This is a genomic window from Nitrospira lenta, from assembly GCF_900403705.1.
Lineage (GTDB): Bacteria > Nitrospirota > Nitrospiria > Nitrospirales > Nitrospiraceae > Nitrospira_D > Nitrospira_D lenta.
Genome location: NZ_OUNR01000001.1, coordinates 520,119 through 538,179, shown reverse-complemented (window position 1 = coordinate 538,179; position 18,061 = coordinate 520,119). Strand labels below are relative to the sequence as shown.

Annotated in this window: 14 protein-coding genes, 1 tRNA gene and 2 pseudogenes; 13 read left to right on the top strand and 4 right to left on the bottom strand. The window is 57.3% G+C overall.

What is annotated here, in order from left to right:
• The first annotated feature begins 31 nt into the window (after positions 1-31).
• The gene (locus tag NITLEN_RS02615; protein WP_121988014.1) at positions 32-877 is read left to right on the top strand and encodes an ethylbenzene dehydrogenase-related protein; all 846 of its coding nucleotides are present in this window, start codon (positions 32-34) and stop codon (positions 875-877) included.
• On the top strand, positions 874-1,893 hold the full coding sequence (locus tag NITLEN_RS02610; RefSeq protein ID WP_121988013.1) for a c-type cytochrome: 1,020 nt from the start codon (positions 874-876) through the stop codon (positions 1,891-1,893). The genes NITLEN_RS02615 and NITLEN_RS02610 overlap by 4 nt, the downstream gene beginning before the upstream one ends.
• Positions 1,894-2,002: 109 nt before the next feature.
• On the opposite strand, the gene ubiA is transcribed toward NITLEN_RS02610, so the two are convergent.
• Positions 2,003-2,896, bottom strand: coding sequence for a 4-hydroxybenzoate octaprenyltransferase (gene ubiA / locus NITLEN_RS02605; protein WP_121988012.1), 894 nt, complete (start codon positions 2,894-2,896; stop codon positions 2,003-2,005).
• A 96-nt stretch (positions 2,897-2,992) separates the two neighbouring features.
• Here ubiA and NITLEN_RS02600 point away from each other — a divergent pair, with 96 nt between their 5' ends.
• The 4 genes from NITLEN_RS02600 to NITLEN_RS02585 all read left to right on the top strand — a co-directional run bounded on the left by NITLEN_RS02600 (position 2,993) and on the right by NITLEN_RS02585 (position 8,803).
• Positions 2,993-5,044 carry a caspase family protein gene (locus NITLEN_RS02600; protein ID WP_121988011.1) on the top strand — a complete coding sequence of 684 codons (2,052 nt, stop codon included), beginning with the start codon at positions 2,993-2,995 and terminating at the stop codon, positions 5,042-5,044.
• A gap of 114 nt (positions 5,045-5,158) precedes the next feature.
• A tRNA-Thr gene (locus NITLEN_RS02595) sits at positions 5,159-5,234 on the top strand.
• Between the two features lie 52 nt (positions 5,235-5,286).
• The gene (locus NITLEN_RS02590) at positions 5,287-5,604 is read left to right on the top strand and encodes a hypothetical protein (protein ID WP_121988010.1); all 318 of its coding nucleotides are present in this window, start codon (positions 5,287-5,289) and stop codon (positions 5,602-5,604) included.
• A gap of 124 nt (positions 5,605-5,728) precedes the next feature.
• A complete protein-coding gene (locus tag NITLEN_RS02585) occupies positions 5,729-8,803 on the top strand; it encodes an efflux RND transporter permease subunit (protein ID WP_121988009.1) in 3,075 nt (1,024 codons plus the stop codon).
• On the opposite strand, the gene NITLEN_RS02580 is transcribed toward NITLEN_RS02585, so the two are convergent.
• The 3 genes from NITLEN_RS02580 to NITLEN_RS02570 form a co-directional block, all read right to left on the bottom strand.
• Positions 8,792-9,406, bottom strand: a complete 615-nt coding sequence (locus NITLEN_RS02580; protein WP_121988008.1) for a class GN sortase — start codon at positions 9,404-9,406, stop codon at positions 8,792-8,794. The genes NITLEN_RS02585 and NITLEN_RS02580 overlap by 12 nt on opposite strands.
• Positions 9,403-11,496, bottom strand: coding sequence for a marine proteobacterial sortase target protein (locus NITLEN_RS02575; protein ID WP_121988007.1), 2,094 nt, complete (start codon positions 11,494-11,496; stop codon positions 9,403-9,405). The genes NITLEN_RS02580 and NITLEN_RS02575 overlap by 4 nt, the downstream gene beginning before the upstream one ends.
• Positions 11,497-11,583: 87 nt before the next feature.
• On the bottom strand, positions 11,584-12,387 hold the full coding sequence (locus NITLEN_RS02570; RefSeq protein WP_121988006.1) for an OmpA family protein: 804 nt from the start codon (positions 12,385-12,387) through the stop codon (positions 11,584-11,586).
• Positions 12,388-13,092: 705 nt separating this feature from the next.
• Between NITLEN_RS02570 and NITLEN_RS02565 the strand changes: the two genes are divergently transcribed.
• The 7 genes and pseudogenes from NITLEN_RS02565 to NITLEN_RS02535 all read left to right on the top strand — a co-directional run bounded on the left by NITLEN_RS02565 (position 13,093) and on the right by NITLEN_RS02535 (position 18,044).
• A complete protein-coding gene (locus NITLEN_RS02565) occupies positions 13,093-13,893 on the top strand; it encodes an NYN domain-containing protein (protein WP_121988005.1) in 801 nt (266 codons plus the stop codon).
• A gap of 179 nt (positions 13,894-14,072) precedes the next feature.
• Positions 14,073-14,768, top strand: coding sequence for a DUF5343 domain-containing protein (locus tag NITLEN_RS02560; protein WP_121988004.1), 696 nt, complete (start codon positions 14,073-14,075; stop codon positions 14,766-14,768).
• Positions 14,761-15,345 carry a Swt1 family HEPN domain-containing protein gene (locus NITLEN_RS02555; RefSeq protein ID WP_121988003.1) on the top strand — a complete coding sequence of 195 codons (585 nt, stop codon included), beginning with the start codon at positions 14,761-14,763 and terminating at the stop codon, positions 15,343-15,345. The genes NITLEN_RS02560 and NITLEN_RS02555 overlap by 8 nt, the downstream gene beginning before the upstream one ends.
• A gap of 107 nt (positions 15,346-15,452) precedes the next feature.
• Positions 15,453-16,424 (top strand): hypothetical protein, encoded by a 972-nt coding sequence (locus NITLEN_RS02550; RefSeq protein WP_121988002.1) that lies wholly within the window; start codon positions 15,453-15,455, stop codon positions 16,422-16,424.
• 158 nt (positions 16,425-16,582) lie between these two features.
• Positions 16,583-16,697 (top strand): annotated as a pseudogene (locus tag NITLEN_RS18635) (dihydrofolate reductase family protein); the annotation flags it as partial.
• Positions 16,698-16,780: 83 nt separating this feature from the next.
• A pseudogene (locus tag NITLEN_RS18630) lies at positions 16,781-16,942 on the top strand (AraC family transcriptional regulator); the annotation flags it as partial.
• A gap of 319 nt (positions 16,943-17,261) precedes the next feature.
• Entirely contained in the window at positions 17,262-18,044 is a 783-nt protein-coding gene (locus tag NITLEN_RS02535) for an SDR family NAD(P)-dependent oxidoreductase (protein WP_121988001.1), read from the top strand.
• The last annotated feature ends 17 nt before the right edge of the window (positions 18,045-18,061 follow it).

Below are 18,061 nucleotides of genomic sequence, written 5' to 3'. Positions count from 1 at the left end.
TGTCCTTCTGTGAATCGAATACGAGGCCCGTATGATACCGGCGAATCAGATCAGACAATGGGTGAACGGAGTCGGAGCGGTCGCAGTGACGGCTCTCATTCTGTCCGGGGCAGCTCCTGGCTTGGCGGAAGAAGGCGAAAGCGAAAGCGTATCCGTGAGCGCGCCGATGGTCAAGGGAACGCTTCCCGTCGATGATCCCAATGCAGCCATCTGGAGCACGGCCAAGCCGGCGAAATTCCCGATGTCTCCGCAGGTTCATTGGCCCAATCGCATTCTGGAAACCACCGTCAAGGATGTTTCTGTGCGGGCGCTGCACGACGGCACGCAGGTGGCCGTGTTGCTGGAATACGCCGATCCGACGGAAGACCCTGATGATGCCGCGGCCATCGAATTCATGGTCGGCGATAAGAAAGCCCACTTTGCCCACGGTCAGCCGATGTCTCAAGTGGAAGGCGGCCCGGTCAATATCTGGTTCTGGAAGAATAAGGATAAGAAGGGCGTGGATATGAACGCCATGGGATTTGGGACGTTGAAGGTCCAAACCCATCAAGACGTGAAAGCCACCGGCGCCTTTTCAAACGGAACGTGGAAAGTGGTCTTTACCAGACCGCTCGCCACGGAGCATGCCGACGAGGATACGCAGCTGGTTCCTGGCGGTTTCATCAACATTGCCTTTGCGGTTTGGGACGGGCGTAAAGACGGCTCGGGGGACCTGGTCGAGAAGGGCTCTCAGAAGGCCGTTTCGTCCTGGTGGTATTTCCGCGCTGAAGCGCCGCCGGACTATTCCGGGTACTACTATGCGGCCTTCGCGGCGGCCCTGGCGTTGGGATTCCAGTTTGTCCTGATCAGAAAATTGAAGAAAGGACAGGCAGCATGAAGGCGGCAAGGGTACAAGTCATAGGAGCGGTCGCCGGCCTGATTGGAATCTGGGCCATGACCGCAGGCGGCTGCGCCAATGAGCAGCAGAAGAAGGGGCATGAATTGTATGCCCACTACTGCATGCATTGTCACGGCGAGAGCGGCCGGCAGAACGAAGGGTTCAATTGGTCGTCCATGCCGGACCCCAAGCCTAAAGACCTTTCGAACAAGTCTGAAATGAGCACCTTCAAGGACGAGGATATCTTCAACACGATCTCCCGCGATATGAAGGACACCAGCCCGGGGGGAGATAAGATCGGCGACGACGATTTCGCCGTGCCGACCATGCCCACGTTCAAGTACACGCTTTCCGAGGATGAAGTTTGGGCGATCGTCGGCTATGTGCGGACCTTGCACGGCATGAAGCTGGAATTCAAGGTTGAAGAGCGCAAGAAAGAACTGGCCGATGCACTCAAGACGGCCCAGGAGAGTTTCGACCAGTCCAAGCAGACCTTTGAAGCCGCCGAAAAGAAAGCCAGCGACGAGGCTGAACAGAAAAGTGAAGCGACGAAGAAGGATGTGGAAGTGGATGAAGCGTCCTATGCGAAAGAACAGGCAGCGATGGTTGCCGCCAAGAAGACGCTCGATGCCGCGCAAGTCATGCTCAATAATTTCAACACGCGCCCGGGCAAAGGGCTGAACATCGCCCGTCCGGACATGACGATGACGGCAGAACAAGCCGCGCAACAGGCGGAGATTGGCAAGCGTCTCTATCAGAATAAGTATGGATGTAACGGGTGCCACAGCCTGGATGGCGAAGGCGGCAAGGTCGGTCCGGCTTTGGATCGCGCGGGCTTCCGGCTGAACTCGACCTGGGTCTATCGCTGGCTCAAAAATCCACAGGCGATGAAGGCCGAGACCAGGATGCCGGCGTTGGGTCTCAGTGACGCAGACGCCAAAGCGGTGAGCATGTATCTGAACACCATGCGCGCCCCGAAGGCCGAAGAGCCGGCCGCAGAGAAGCCGGCGAGCTGAGCGAAGAGCCATCGCAGGATGCTCAAAGAGGCGGAGGCGTACTCTGTAGTGGTACGTGAAGCCGTTAAGCGCCGCGAGAACGCCGCTGAAGGAATTGTTCAGTGTGCTGTTACGCGAGAAATCCTGCGATCAGTCCGACAAAGATCGCCAGCCCGACCCACACGTGAGCCTGAAACATTCGGAATGCCTGCGGCGGGGTGACCACTCCGCGCAGGGTTCCAGTCTGCATCGCGAAAAATACACTCACAGCGCCCAGCATCAGAAAGTAGGGCCAGCCGATTCCGGTCTGCAGGCCTGCTGCCAGTAACAGCACCAGCATCACGCCCAGCATCAGACCGACCGCGAGCCAGAGGGATGAGCCGAAGAACAGCGCGGACGATTTCACGCCGATGCGCCGATCATCTTCCAGATCTTGAATGGCATAAATGGTGTCGTAGGCAATTGCCCAGGCAATGGTAGCGGCAAAGACGGTCCACGCAGTCGGTTCGAGCGTTCCCCTGGCGGCCGCCCAGGCCATGATGGTGCCCCAGCCGAACGCCAGCCCGAGCATCGCCTGGGGAATATGCAGCACGCGTTTGGAAAAGGGGTACAGTGCGGCCAAGGCCAGCGCAATCGGTGAGAGCCATAGGGTCAGCGGATTGAGCAGCCACAAGAGACCGGCCGCCGGAAGTAGGAGGATCGCCAGAATGACGAAGGCTTGCCGTCTCGTCAATTCTCCAGATGCCAGCGGACGGGTTGTTGTCCTCGCAACCCGGCGATCGAACGATTGATCGGCGAGATCGTTCAGCACCACACCGGCGCTGCGCATGAGGAATGAGCCGGCGATGAAAATCATAAGCAGGCGCGGCGAAGGAAATCCGCGCTCGGCCAGGACCAGCGCCCAGCAGGTCGGCAGCAATAAGAGGGCTGTGCCGGTTTGATTGCGAAAACGGATCAATCGCAGCCCGGCGTCCCATGGAATCGAGTCGGACGAGGTCGGCCTCTCTGTCGGATGCTCGCGCATGGGCGGGACCTTAACGTAGGGCCGCAGGGCTGTCAATTTGTAGCCTGAGTTGTGATCGGTCTGCGAGTTTTGTATAAAGCAGTGGTGCAACGAGTCATGCAACGACGATCTACAGCGGCGTGTTTTCGTGCTGCCATCGGGCTCCTCCTCATGGGGATTTCGCTGAGCACATGGACGGCCTGCGCTTGGTTCAAGCGTGCCGATGGTTTGGCGGGGATTACGCCAATCGCGCTTTCGCCGGCCTTGCACGTGCCGTCTTCGCTGGCCGCGACGACCCTTACCTACCAAAACGCGTGCGGGGCGCCGGCCACCATCCAGATCGGCAGTCCCTTAGTGGCGGCCCTTCAGCAGAAAATGGGCCGCGTGTTTCAGCGCGTCTCATTGGATCCTGCCGGGTCGCCGGACGGGGTGATCGACGTCGCGGTCGGGTTCAAGCAGATCGATCTGGCGATTCCCCGGCGCATCAAGAAATCCTATCCTGTAACAGTCACCGTCGGCCTCGACGTTGCGTATCTGGCCGGCGATGGCTCGACATTGTGGACGAAGAAGCTGCAAAGCTCCGGTCTCGGCGAAGTTGAAGTGCAGGAGACCACGTGCGATGTGATGGGGCTGGAACCGGTAATCAAGGAGGCGGTCGATCTGGTGGCTGAAGGCGTGGCCAAACAGATCAGCGACTCGACTAAGATTCGTGAATATGCCGAGGCCAAGCCAAGCCGCGGACCGTCCCTCGCACCGGCTTCCGCCACGCAGCCCGTTGCCGCTCCCGATATCGCGGCTGTGCCGGCACGATCCATGGAGCCGGCGGCGTCGACATCGCTAGAAAGGCTGCCCGCTGCTCAGAGTGCGACGGCGGTCCTGTCGAATCAAACGGGAGAGGCTTCGGCGGTACTCACCTTCCGGGTCCTTCTGCGGGATGACAACCGGGATCACATGCTCCAGCCGGATGAGCCGTTGACGATCGATGTAGAAGTGAAGAATGAAGGGCGCACGGAGGCGCAAGGCGTGGAGGTTGTGGTGGAAGGGGCCGGGGTCCTGACCGACCGGTTTCCGTCACCCATGGCCGTCGGCGATGTCCTGCCGGGAGAAATCAAGCGCGTGACCGTAACGAAGCCGATGACCGGGGCGAAAGAGTCGCTGCGCGGGGAATTGCTATTCGGCCTGCGTTCCGTCTCGCCTCTGGCCCAGATCCCGCCGGTGAAGAAGTTCACGGTCCTCGTCAGGCCGGGGCTGGCGGACGGGGCTCTGTCCGCGATCGATGTCGATCTGCCGCCGAATGGAACGGCGGCGCTCAAGCAACCGAAAGCGGTCGTGGTCGCCATTGGGGTGGGCCGGTATCGTGATCCTCAAGTGCCGTCCGTGAAATTTGCGGCGCGGGACGCCGAGGTCATGGCCGCCTATCTTCAATCCATTGCCGGGCTGTCCGCCGACCGCGTGCGTATCCTGACCGACGGACATGCGCTCAAACAGGACTTTGCCGAGGCGTTCGAAGAGTGGCTGCCGAAGCGTGTCGATTCCAACACCGTCGTCTACATCTATATAGCCGGGCGGGCGCTGGTAGACGGCGTGACCGGCGCGGTCTCGCTGGTGCCGTATGACGGTACGACCCTGTCGATGAGCCGCGTGTATTCTCTTCGCCGATTGCAAGAATCACTGGCGCGTCTGCCGATTCAGCGGGCCATTCTCATGTTCGATGTCTCCTTGGAACATGCAGCCGGAGCCGAACCGGCGACCGGCGCGGCTCCGGTATGGGAGATCGGCGCGGCGGACGCGAGCGCCAAAATGATGTGGATGATTGGAAACAATGGACTTCAAGAGGCTCGGGCCTTTGAGGCGGGCCGGCACGGACTGTTCACCTATCAGTTGCTGCGGGGACTGCAAGGACCGGCCGATCTCGACCGCGACGGGACGGTGGTGGCGGGCGAGCTCTGCGCCTTTGCCCGCGGAGAAGTGGCCCGCTTGACGAGTGAGCAGATCGGGAATAGTCAGCAGCCGGTCTGTCTGCCGGCTCCCGGTCAAGGGGCCTTGGTTCGGATCCATCCAATGGCAAAAGGAAACAATCCGAAACCGGTACTGCCGGTCAAGAAAGAGGCCTCCGGACGAGGAGAGGGGGCCCCGTCATCGTCGGCGGGAGTCGGGCCAGGTCAATAAATGTGACGGAGCGACGCTCCTTCGTTGACAGGTCACAGGGTACGCCGCTATCATTGCGCCAGGTTTGCCGGATAGGTTGCTGAAGTTCAGCGCCGTTCGCCGTGTGTCAGGATCGCCGACGTAGCTCAGTTGGTAGAGCAGCTGTTTCGTAAACAGCAGGTCGCCCGTTCAATCCGGGTCGTCGGCTCCATACACAGCCAGCGCCAGTTCGACTCCAAGATGCAGAATTCGTAGTTCCCCTCATGCTCCATTCCTTCGCCCATTCCCATCGTCTCTATTTCATCATTGCCGTCTGGTTGCTCCTCTGCGGGTTAGCAGCGGTCGATTTCTGTGACTTGAACGACGAATTGCTTCAGCCGCTCACGGTGGCGGGCGTCGCGGTCGAGCCGGAAGTCGAAGAGCTCGATGATGATCTGCTGCCGCTGCTTCGTCATGAGACGGAGTCTCGTCGCGATCAAGCCGTGGGTCTTTCTTCTCAAAATTGGTTTGTCTTGACTGCGCCGTATGAACAGCGTGCGGTTCCCCCTCTCTATCTCCAAGTCTCGCAGTTCAGGATCTGAGCCCCTCTTTCTCTTCCCGCATTTCATGTTATGGCATGTCCTCATCGGCCTGTGATGGCCCGACTTCTGCGTCAAGTTTGCGCCATCCACACCGATACAGCATGGTGGAGAAGGAGTAGGGTCTATGATCGATAAAGTGATCGGCTTTGCGCTGACCCAGCGCTTGTTTGTCTGCTTCGCCGGGCTGGTCTTGCTGTTCGGAGGGCTCTACGCGTTCCACGTGCTGGATGTCGTGGCCTATCCGGATCCGTCTCCGCCCATGATCGAGGTCATCACCCAGTACAGCGGATGGTCGGCCGAGCAAATGGAGCGGGCCATCACCCTGCCGATCGAAATCGCGCTTCAGGGTATGCCGGGTCTCACCGATATCCGTTCCCTCTCCATCTTTGGGCTGAGCGACGTCAAAGTGTATTTCGATTTTGGGACGGAATATTTTCGAGACCGGCAAGAAGTCCTCAACCGGTTGCAGACGATCACGCTGCCGCAGAACGTCCAGCCGGCAATCTCGCCTTGGTCGGCCATTGCCGAAATCTTTCGCTACGAAGTAATCGGACCGGGCAAGAGCCTGACCGATCTGAAGACCATTCAGGACTGGCAGATCCGGCGGGAATTCAAGCGGGTGCCGGGCGTGATCGATGTCAGCACCTACGGCGGCACGACCAAGGAGTATCACGTCGACCTCGATCCGGGAGCCCTCTTGGGATTCAACGTGTCGCTGGATCAGGTCATTCAAGGACTCACGCAAAACAATGCCGATGTGGGCGGCAACTATCTCACGATGGGCGCCCAGAGCTTCAATGTGCGCGGCATGGGCTTGATGCGCGATCTCGACGACATCGCCGACACCGTCGTGACGGAGAAGGACGGCACGCCGATCTTCGTGCGCAATCTCGGCAACACCAGCGTGGGCTATCGCGTCCGCTTGGGGAAAGTCGGGATCGATGAACGGGATGATGTGGTGGAAGGCGTCATCCTGTTGCAACGCGGAGAGAAAGCCCTGCCGGTCCTCGACCGTGTCCATAAGAAGATGCAGGAATTGAACGAACGCCGGTTGCCGGCCGGGGTGCAGCTGAAGACCTTTTACGACCGGACGGTCCTGATCCACACCACCATTGAAACCGTCATCGACGTGCTCATCGCCGGGGTGCTGTTGGTGTCCGTGATTCTCTATGTGTTCATCGGGCACTTGCGCACGGCCGTGATCGTGGCGCTCACCGTGCCGGTTGCCCTGCTGTTTACGTTCGGGATCATGGTGCTGCGCGGGGAGTCGGCGAATCTGATTTCGCTCGGCGCGATCGACTTCGGCATCATCGTCGATTCGACGCTTATCATGGTGGAGAGTATTTTCTATCACATCTCGCACAAGCGCTCGCAGGGGCTGACCGTGCCGATGCACGTGATGCGGGCGGCGCGTGAGGTCGGCCGGCCGATCTTTTTTGCGACGACGATCATCGTGGTGGCGTTCCTGCCGCTGTTCACCATGACCGGCGTGCCGGGCAAGATCTTCGCGCCCATGTCGATGACCTATGGCCTGGCGCTCACCGGCGCACTGCTGATGGCCTTCACCCTGGCGCCCGCGCTCTGCACCTTGCTGATAACCGACAAGGTGGAAGAGCGGGATACCTGGATCGTGGCCTGGATCAAGGGGCACTATCTGGTCGTGCTCCGCTGGGCACTCAATCATGAGTGGCTGGTCATCGGGTGTGCCGGTGTCGCGCTGGCGGTGGCGATCGTCACCGTACCGTTCGTCGGCGGAGAGTTCATGCCGGCGTTGGAGGAGGGGAATATCTGGATGCGGGCGACCATGCCGGTCGATATTTCATTCGAGCAGGCGGCCCAGTTGGCCACGGATGTGCGGCTGATCTTCCGCAAGTATCCCGAGGTGATCGACGTGGCCTCGCAGTTGGGCCGCCCCGACGACGGCACCGACCCGACCAGCTTCTTCAATGCCGAGTTCCTGGTCACGCTCAAACCTTCCAAAGAATGGCGCGCGGCGGTTCCCACCAAACATGCATTGATTGAGGAAATTGAAAAGGAGCTGGCGGCGATTCCCGGGGTCAACTTCAATTTCTCCCAGGCGATTCAGGATAACGTTCAGGAGGCGATGTCAGGCGTCAAAGGTGAAAATGCGATCAAGCTGTACGGAAACGATCTTCAGCAGCTGGAAGCCGAAGCCGCCAAAATTGAAACAATTATGAAAGAGGTGCCCGGGGTGAAGGACCTCGGGACATTTCATCTCATGGGGCAGCCGAATCTGATCATCGAGGTGAATCGCAAGGAGTGCGCGCGGTACGGGTTGCAGGTCGGCGATGTGAACGACGTGATTCAAGCCGCCATCGGCGGGCAGGCCGTGACGCAGGTGTATGAGGGGGAAAAGTGGTTCGACCTGGTCGTGCGGTTCCTGCCGGAATACCGGCGTGACATCGATACGATCGGGCGCATTCTGATCAGCACGCCGGACGGGGCGCGAATTCCCATCAAACAGCTCGCGACGATTTCTGAGAAAACCGGCGCGTTCATCGTCTATCGAGAAAACAACGAGCGCTATATTCCGATTAAGTTCAGTGTGCGCGGGCGCGATCTGGAAAGCACCGTGATGGATGCGCAACAGCGCATCGCCGAGCAGGTCACACTGCCGGAAGGGTTTCGAACCGAATGGCATGGGGAATACGATCAACTGCAGGAAGAGAAGCTGCGATTGGCCAAGATCGTGCCGATCACGCTGCTGATCATCTTCCTGCTGGTCTATTTCGTGCTGCACTCGATGCGGGATGCCGTGCTGGTATTGATTGCGGTGCCCTTTTCACTGGTCGGCGGGATTCTGGCGCTGGCGCTGACCGGTACGCATTTCAGCATTTCCGCCGCGGTGGGCTTTATCTCGCTCTTTGGCGTAGCGGTGCAGGGGGCGCTGATTCTGATCAGCCGCATTCAAGACCTTGTCCATGAGGGGCATCCGATGGACGAGGCGATCATGCAAAGCGCCGAAGTACGGCTCCGTCCGGTGTTGATGACGTCCCTCGCCGCCGCCATCGGATTGCTGCCTGCGGCGGTGGCGACGGGGATCGGCTCGCAATCGCAACAGCCCCTCGCTCGCGTCGTCGTGGGAGGCATGCTGACCTCGGCCGTGCTGATTCTCGTGGTGTTACCGATTTTGTATCGTCTCTGGCATCGCAGGCGGGATTCAGAGTTAGAGGACTGACCGGTCTGACGATGGCTCATCATCAGGCACAGCCGTGACCACATAGCGCAGCGGCCCGCCGGCTTGGATGGCATCGAAGGGATAGCACGTGATCAGCACGAGTTGAGCCTGGCCCTGCGCGATGCCGATCGACGCGCTGCGCGAGTCGGCAATACGCGTCTCCGCTACCCGATAGCGCCGGCGGATGCCGGTCGGCTGGTCCAGCTCAATCACATCGTTCAGCCGCAATCGTTTCAGAAATCTGAAATGAGTATCGCGATGGCCGGTCAGGATGGTGATGCCTGACGAGCCGATCACCCCTGCCGATTCGACATGGCCAGGACCGAAAGCCAGCGTTCTTCCATAGGCGCCTTCCAGAACAATCTGATCGATATGCAGCGAGGGAACCATCAACCGCGCTACCGGCCAGGTGTCGGCCCAGGGCCAGGGCTTCGCGCCGGTTTCCCCGGCGAGCGTGCGGGACCAGGTCCGCTGCAGCAAGTGCTGCGCGAGCCCGGCCTTCGCATAAATCCACGACCCTTCCCCGATCTGCCAACCTCCGATAGCGAGGAGGCACACCATCAGCCCAGTCAGCGCGCGGGGAGTAGGTCGGATCGGATTCATGCGATGCGTTTCCTGCATGCCCGCACGTTCCACGTCAACCAGGCCGCCAGCAGCGTGGCGAGTCCCAGCAGAATCTGGAGTTGCCCGCTCGTGGCGGTCTGAGGCAGGCCGAAGATCGCCTGATAGTCCTGCCCGTCCGGCAGATTCGTTTTCATCGCATGAGTCTGGAGCAGCTTGTCAGCCGGGCGCACCGGCGTCACATCCACGGCGATCAGACTGGTGTATTTGCTGACGAGGTGATGGGGTAGCGCCACATCGAGCACGGCCTGTTTCGTCGCGGCCTCGTCCTGGTTATAGCGCTGTTGATCCATCAAGGCTGCAATCTTCTGCCGCGCCCAGAAGACGGACAATCCTTCACGAGGGTCACGGTGCTTCAGTGTGATCGACGTTGTCCATGGAGCGGACCCGATCAGGCCCTGGACCGTGACGGTCTCCGGAAGCGCAGGCCCCTTCAGTACGACGACAACCGGCTCGCCCTCGTAGAGGTCGGGGATACGCGGGGGAAACATCTCGACTCGATCGTCGATCCCGTCGATGCGGAGATCGGTCAGTACCGGCCGTTCCAGCTTGCGGAAGATGGCATCCATCTGAGCCTGCACTTCGCTGGTGCTGCCGATATGGGTGAAGGTGCCGCGTCCGAACTCGGCGGCCTTCCGCATGAAGTGGCTGTTCGGGGCCGAGCCGATACCGATGGTGAAGAGGCGGCTCGTGCCGAGCTGGGTGCGAATAATCTCGAACAACTCGTCTTCGTTGCCGACCTGCCCATCCGTCAGAAAGATCACTTGCCGCAGGTGAGAGGTCGGCGCGCTGCCTTTCAAGGCCATCTTCAACGCGGGGAGAATCTCCGTTCCTCCGTTGGCTTTCAAGTTGTCGACATAGTGCAGGGCTTTGCGCAGGGTCTGTGGCGTAACCGGCTGGGCTTGGGAAAACAGCACATGGGTGACGCTGTTGAATTGAATCACGTTGAAGCGATCTTGCGCGGTCAGGCGATTCAGGGCGAGCAGCAGCGCGGCCCTAGCCTGCTCGATCGAGGTGCCTGACATGGACCCAGAGGTGTCGATGACAAAGATCGTTTCACGGGCCACGGTTGTCGGCTGATGATCCGAGCCAATCGGAGGCATCGCCATCAGGAAGGCGTACTGCTCATTGCCGCGCTGTTCGCGAAAGACGGAGAGGGTGGGAGCCTGACCTGCCGTTGGTTTCCAGGTGAGCACGAAGTCCCGATCGGCGGGGACCGCATCTTCGCGCAGCGTGATGTGCTGCCGGCCATCCGGTTCGGCGATGGTGAGAACCTGGTGATAGGGCGACTCAAGCTTGCCGAGAGGAAAGCCTGGAGCGAGATCGATGTTCAAGCTGACCGGGTTAATCGGTCCTGCGTTCGGATGTTGCACTGGCGGAGTGATCCTTGAGGCATCCGGCACGCGATCTGTATCGAGTGACCAGCCGTTGCCGGGCGGTTGATCCTCCATCACCATCGCGGTGCCGGGGATGTAGCGAGGGCCGACGACCATGGGGAACCGCAGCGAGAAAGCGCCCTGGTCGTAACGGATCGTTTCCTGATATTCGATTTCGACCGTGATCCGCTCGCCGGGGCCGATGTTGGCCACGGAGGTTGTAAAGATGTTCGGCCGTTCCTGCTCGACCAGGCTGGCCCGTTTGCCCTCCTGCTTCGCCTGCTCATAGACCTTCTTGGCCTCCGCCTTTTCCTTGATCTGGCCTTCGATGATCCGCTCGCCGATCTTCATGCGGAGATGATCGACCGCGGCGGTTTCAGGAAGGGGGAACACATAGACCCCCTCGGCCCAGGCGTCTTTCTCCAAGCTCGGGTTCAAAAATTCCTGTGAGACGGTGGCGCGGGCGATGAGCCCGGTGACGGAGATGCGGACGTCGGTCTTAAGTGTAGGGGCGGGAAGAAAGCGGCCAGGCTGAGCCGTCTTGAAGAGCAGCCTACCGCCTTTCACTTCATTCAACGAAATGGTCTGGTCCGATTGTTCCAGTTCATTCCCGCAGGCCGGGGCGAGCGACAGGCTGCCGGCGCCCAGCGAGAGGAAGAGGGCGAGCGTGGCGCGAAGTAAGAGATGTCTGGTCATAGAGTCCTCGTCTGCATCAGTCGGTGGTGGATGAAGGCTAGTCTGCGCGAGGTATGCACCTCGCGCAGAACCTAACCAGGACGAATGTTAGCTGCCCGATGCCGGGTCGAATGTGGTGACGGCCGGATCGGACGAGGAGGGTGGGACGTTGCCGGTCGAGCCCGCGTCTTGCCCCGTGGCATTCTGCTCGATAGACGAATCAGCCGGATCGATGGCCGTCGTCGCAGCGACCGCCGGGATGACCAGGTGCTCCTGGCCGATCTTCCGGATGTCCAGGTGCACCCGGCGATTGAGGTGCCGGCAGGTATCGCTGTTGTCGATGCAGAGCACGCCGTCTTCACCGAGGCTGACGACTTTCATCTGATGTTCGGCCACTCCGGCGTTCAGGAGTTCCTGCTTCACGGTTTCGGCCCGCTTCATCCCCAGCTTCTTGTTGTAGGTGGCCGATCCCTGCTGGTCGGTATAGCCCTGGATCAGCACGGCATAGTCCTGGTTCTGCTTGAGCAGATCGCCTTGGACGGCGAGTTGCGCCTTGGCTTCATCCGTGAGGCCCTTGCGGCCCACTTCGAAGTAGACATCGCTGTGAATGATGTCGGCCACGGTCGAGACCGGGGCAGTCACCGGGGTGGAGGAGGAGATGGAGGCTTCGGCTTGAGAGAGCCCGCTGGCCTTCTTGAGGATCTCCGATACCCTGGCCGACTCGACCTTGTCTGATGGGGCGGTGAGGGCTTTCGGATCTTTGGTTTCGGTATAGATCCAGGCCACGGCCGAGAGGCCTGCCAGGATCAGGACGAGGCTGGAGAGGATGACGATGTCTTTGGTGTCTTTCTGCGGCCCCATGACGGCGGGGCTGATGTTACCTGACGAAATCTGGGATGGACCTTTTTGCATGATGGCTTCCTCCTCGTACGTTCAATTGTTGAAAGTTGTCGTGTCTCTCGTCGGCTGATCCGGCGGCGATCCGGCACTTGCGACGGCCTCGTTCCTGCTCACCCCCTTTCCGGCCCTCCGCGCCGCCCGCCGACGGTCCTGTGCTTGAGCAACCGGAGTGCCGGTGGGAACGTGCGAGGGAATTAAGAAAGATGTGAGGAAAATTCAGGGGTTCAGAGAGTGGGGGAGGAGTGAACGCGATGCGGGGAGATGAATTCCATCAGGGGATGCGGGGCTATCCCCGCAAAAAAATGAGGTGGAGGCTAGTCATCCTCCTGCTCGCGGTATGTGCGGACTAAGAAGGGGGAGCCGCCAGACCATCCTTCTTGCTCGCTGAGCCCCCACGATGAAACGGTGGTCGCTCAATGCGCGCGGTGAAGGACGGTCTGGCAGCTCCCTGGGGAAGAAGGTGTGGGTGTTGAGAAGAGGAGTGAGGTGCTCGCTCGACGGGCGCAGGGGAACTAGCGCGGGCGTTGTTCTAGAGGAGAGGGCAACGAGCAAGCTTGGAGGGAGCATTGATATATCGTGGACTTGCGGGACGACCAGTTTGAACATCCTGGTATACCCCGAATGGAGGTATTGGATACCTAATAGACTTTGAAGTAGACTGCCGCGTTATATTGCAGGGAATGGCCGAGGTAGAAGCATCTAAAATTGAGGGGCGCAATGGCTAGATTCGCGTTTTTTGTGGATGGGTCGAATCTATTTGGATCGCTGAAGGGAATGGGTATAGAGGTTGATGATTATCAGACCTTCTTTACTTATCTTTTCAAAGTAGCGGAACAACAATGGCGCTTCTCGGTCGGTGCGGGCCAGAGCACGATCACATTGCTACAGCGTGTGTACTGGTACCAAGTGGGCTCTATTGATTCCTGGAATTTAGATGAGGCGCAGGCGCAAGCTTATCTGCGAGAACGATTCGAAGAGAGCAAGCAAGCCAAAGCTGGATACATGGCGATGGCAGGAAAGATGTTATCAAGTCAGGGCCAAGATGCTGTAGCCAGAAAAGCATGGTCGCTATGCTTTGACGAACTCCGAGCATGGTACGAAGGAAAGAAGCGGACATTAGATGGCATGAAACGGTTTCATCATGGTGTTCAAAGTTCCACCGATCTTATTGACATTCTTGAGGTGGGCCATTGGAAGGTAGATTTGTTTTCGCATGCATGCGAAGAGAAAGGGCTGGATACACGACTTGCTGTCGATATGGTTGCCCTTGAGAGTAATTACGATGTGGCGGTCGTCGTTTCCGGTGATGCCGATAGCATCCCTTCAATAGATCTTATGAAGCGTCGTGGAAAGCATGTTGGTGCGGTTGAGTTTGTTCGTGGTTACCCTCCCGAGCAAAAGGGGCGTGGTTTTTCATCAAAGATCAAGCTGTCGGCCGATTTTGTTGCAAGGATCTACGAGATGGAGCTGGTGTCAAAGAAAGTAGCAAGGAAGGCCGACATCGAAAACCATACGTAGCGATTAATCAAAGTTACGCCAGATCAGTCAATTTATTGTGATAAAGGGTCATCTCGGAAGGATATTCTTTGACGTCGTATCTGGTCATATACAGTTTTCTGAAAGGCAGGCGATGATGCATAAATTAATCAATGACCTTCATGAGTGATTGCTAGATACCACGCTAGAGGGGGGGATTTATGGCTGCGAAGAAGAATGAGAATGAAGATGCCACGGCTGAACAAACCGATAAAAAGGTGAAAGGTGCCATTAAGTACCCGCCTTATGTGAATGGGTATGGTTCTATTCCAAAGCTATTCTCCGAGATTCGTAAAGCCTCAGTTCCCCCCAAGTTCACACAAGACTTCATGGAAACAGTCCTTGAACTTAAATCTTCAAGCCACAGAGCCCTGGTTCCACTTCTCAAGAAACTTGGTTTCATCGATGCAGCGAATGTGCCAACGGAGGCCTACAAAAACTACAGAGACGACGAGCAGCAGGGGGCTGTAATGGCAGCGCAAATTCGCTTGGCCTATTCCGATCTATACAAGGCGAACGAGTATGCGCACAATCTGAAGAAGGATGAACTGCAATCAAAACTTCGGGCTCTTATTGGTACGGCTGAAGACGATCCTACTATTCCGGCTGTTGTTGCGACTTTCATGGAATTGGCGAAGCTGGCTAATTTCAAGGCCACAGCAGCTCCGATAAAGCTTCTGGCAGCGGACGACGATGCAAAGGGGAAAAAAGGTGCTGACGAGGGTGCTCAGCGTCGGTTACTGCATGGGTCGGTGGGGATTTCGTACACGATTAACCTTAACCTCCCTGCTACGACGGAGATTGAGGTCTTCAATGCTATATTTAAAAGCCTGAAGGAGCATTTACTCGATGGCTAAAAGTGGGGGAAGTGATCGACTGCGCCTCTTTGGGATGCGGAATTTGATGCTGGAGGCAGATCTAATTGCGCTGGAGAAGCGAGGCATTGAGCTTGGCCATGCGAAGACGCTAAAGAAAGATAATTTAGTGGATAGTGACCTTATTGAGTCAGACATTCGACAGGCAGCGCGACGAATGGCTGACTTCTACGTCCTCTACTACAGTCTTGAGAATACCATTCGACGGCTGATTTCGGGAAGACTTCTCGAGAAGCACGGCGTGGATTGGTGGGAGCAGAAAGTCCCAGTTGGCGTTAGAACAAGCGTGGCAGACAAACAGAAGAAAGAAAAAGATACGCCAATGTCGATTCGATCTGATGACCCGTTGACTTACACGAATTTTGGAGAGCTGATCGATATTCTAAATGCCAATTGGGTAGATTTTTCAGACACTCTAAGAAGCCAGAAGGCAGCTCAGCAAATTCTGACTCAGTTCAATATGGTCCGGAATGTCATAGCTCATAGTGTTGAACTGAATGACGACGAAATTCTTCGTTTTCATTTGCTGGTCAAGGATTGGTTCCGAATTAGTGCTTAGGACGGAGGATGTGAAACGGGGACATTCTGAACTTCTGGATGTGGGGAAAACGCTACTTCTCGCGTACGATCTTCTTGCCTCAACCAACGCTCCAAAGGAGGAGTCACATGAAAGACAATCGCCGTCTACTATTTACACTGATTGTTCTCGGTTTTCCTTCAATTGCCTTTCCGCAAGCACTGCAGTGTACGGATATAGCAAGGACACTTAAAGAATTCTCGATTTCTACGTCTTCCTCTAGCTACCTCAATTCAGTTTTCGATAGTTATTGTGAAGCAAGCGGCAATACGAAGACCTCGAGTGGTAGCTTAGGACTCGACGCAGTCGTTAAGGCCATACCGATTAAGTTCACAGGATCCGCCTCCAACAGCGAGGAGGCAATGAAAAATTTCTGTAAGAGCTATGCAGGCACTACTGCTATGCAAGAACGAAAGTTTTCGTATGAAGAGCGGATTGCGAGCAAAGCACTTGATACAGTCACCGACTGCCTCCGCTTGCAGACCCAAGGCGTAACAATTACCCATGACATCGTTAATCGGGACACGTCGGCGTTCTTTCTAAAGTCGGCAGTCGAGCAAAAGATTACCTTGAGCGGCGTGTCGGTAAGCGGGCCTGTAGTATGCGCAGGGCAGATTGCAGGTAAGAAAGCTGCATTTAACCAATCTACGAACGTGGTGATTTCAAAGTCGCAGAATTTCACCTGCACTCGAACACCCGATTCGAACGCGCAAAAGGTCAATACCTACCCGGAATCATCAATCGTTGTATCCACGAATTTTGGAAACTATAACGTTCTTTGGCCACGTGACGAGCGACTGCCCGAAGACATGGCGAGCGCAATTGGCCGCGATATTGAATCAGCGAAAGGCCAAATCGGGGCGCTTACGACCCAGGTTGCAACAAACGACGGTCGCTATGTGAAGCTCAACGACGCCAGCTACTTGAGAAGCCAAGACAAAATCAGGCTTTATGGTCGTCCTGGCACCAACGAATGTGTATTTTCGTTTGGTGGAAACGGAGGAGCCGTTGTCACTGGTGATTGCGGAAATAATGCCGCGATCTGGCAGATATCGAAGTAGACGAAGAAAAAGGTGTCTGTTTGCATTCAAGATCCTAGAGACAGAAAAACGGGGCCATCCTACATTTCTGCCGGTGGGGAGCGCCGGGCAGGAGCCAGCATCTTCTTGGGTGAGGGAATCAAGGTGGTCAGACCTCATGGCGCGCCGAAACTCACATCATGAAAACGCAGTACTACACAGCCACAAGTCTTGACGGATTCATCGCAACCGAAGACGACTCGCTGGAGTGGCTGTTCCCGCTCGGTGATCTGAATGATTCCAGCTATCCGAGAAAAACAAAGGTGTCAGGAACCATTGTTCGGACTGACGGTTGGGGATTTTGGCAGGCATTGGTTCCTGACACCGGTATTCACTTTCTTGCTTCGCAGTACTTGTCGGCATGGATCATCGCCCGATTCGAGGGCGAAGAGGCAGCGCGCTCTGCGTTGCACTATGTGGCGCCCGTTGGCGAAAAAGAAGAGTATGTCGATCGGGCCATGAAGAATATCACGCCTTACCTCACAACAGTCGCCGCATAACACGCGACTCGCCAAAACGAAGGTATCGGACCGCTGCACTTCTTCTCGTATCGGCATCCACTGTCATCAGGGTCAGCGAAGTTTGCAAGTTCATGGTCGGCTGAGGCGCGCTGCCCGTGACGGGCGGCATGCGGCAGGAAAACTCCTGTTGGCTGACGTCGTACTTTCTTCTGAAAACCGCACGGTATTACAATAGTCCGTGAGGTGAAAAAAGAATTCTAGAAACCACATGTTTTATGCAGGGAGAAGCAAAGATGGAGTAAGGGGCCGGTTCTCCCGCATAGGCAGTGACAAGCCATCGAACCAAAGGATATCCATTATGAAACTAGGCATAGAAGGCAAAACAGCCTTGGTGACCGCGTCATCGGGTGGCATCGGTTTGGAGATCGCCCGTTCGTTAGCTGCTGAAGGAGCCGTCGTCATCGTCAACGGTCGAACTCACGCAAGCGTGGAGCAAGCGATAGAGAGCTTGGGCGGACCTGGTGCTGGGCTCATCCCATTGGTTGCCGATAATGGAACGGAAGCAGGATGCGCGGCAACACTCTCGCAAGTGGCAGAGGTCGATATTCTCGTCAACAATCTCGGCATCTATGAAGCCGTCGGATTTTTTGATGAAACCGATGAATCTTGGCAACGGCTCTTTGAGGTCAACATCATGAGCGGGGTTCGGCTTGCCCGTCAGTATCTCCAAGGCATGCTCACGCGAGGGCACGGGCGCGTGGTGTTTATCTCCAGCGAATCCGGAATTTCTCCGGCGCCCGAGATGGCGCACTACAGCGCCACAAAAACGATGCAGCTGGGAATCTCCCGGTCACTGGCCGAACTGACAAAAGGAACTCAAGTCACGGTGAATTGTGTCCTGCCCGGCCCCACCCGCACGGCGAGCGTGGAGAAATTCATTCAGGACGTGTTTCCCGACTTAGCGCCGTCAGAAGCCGAGCGCCGATTCATGTCGGAAAACCGGCCTACTTCACTGATCAACCGCCTGATCGATCCCAAAGAAATAGGAGACATCGTTGCGTTCCTCTGTAGCCCAAGGGCTTCTGTCATCAACGGATCCAGTATCCGGGCGGAGGGTGGTCTTGTCCGCAGTGTGTTCTAGTCCAGTGAAGGATAGGC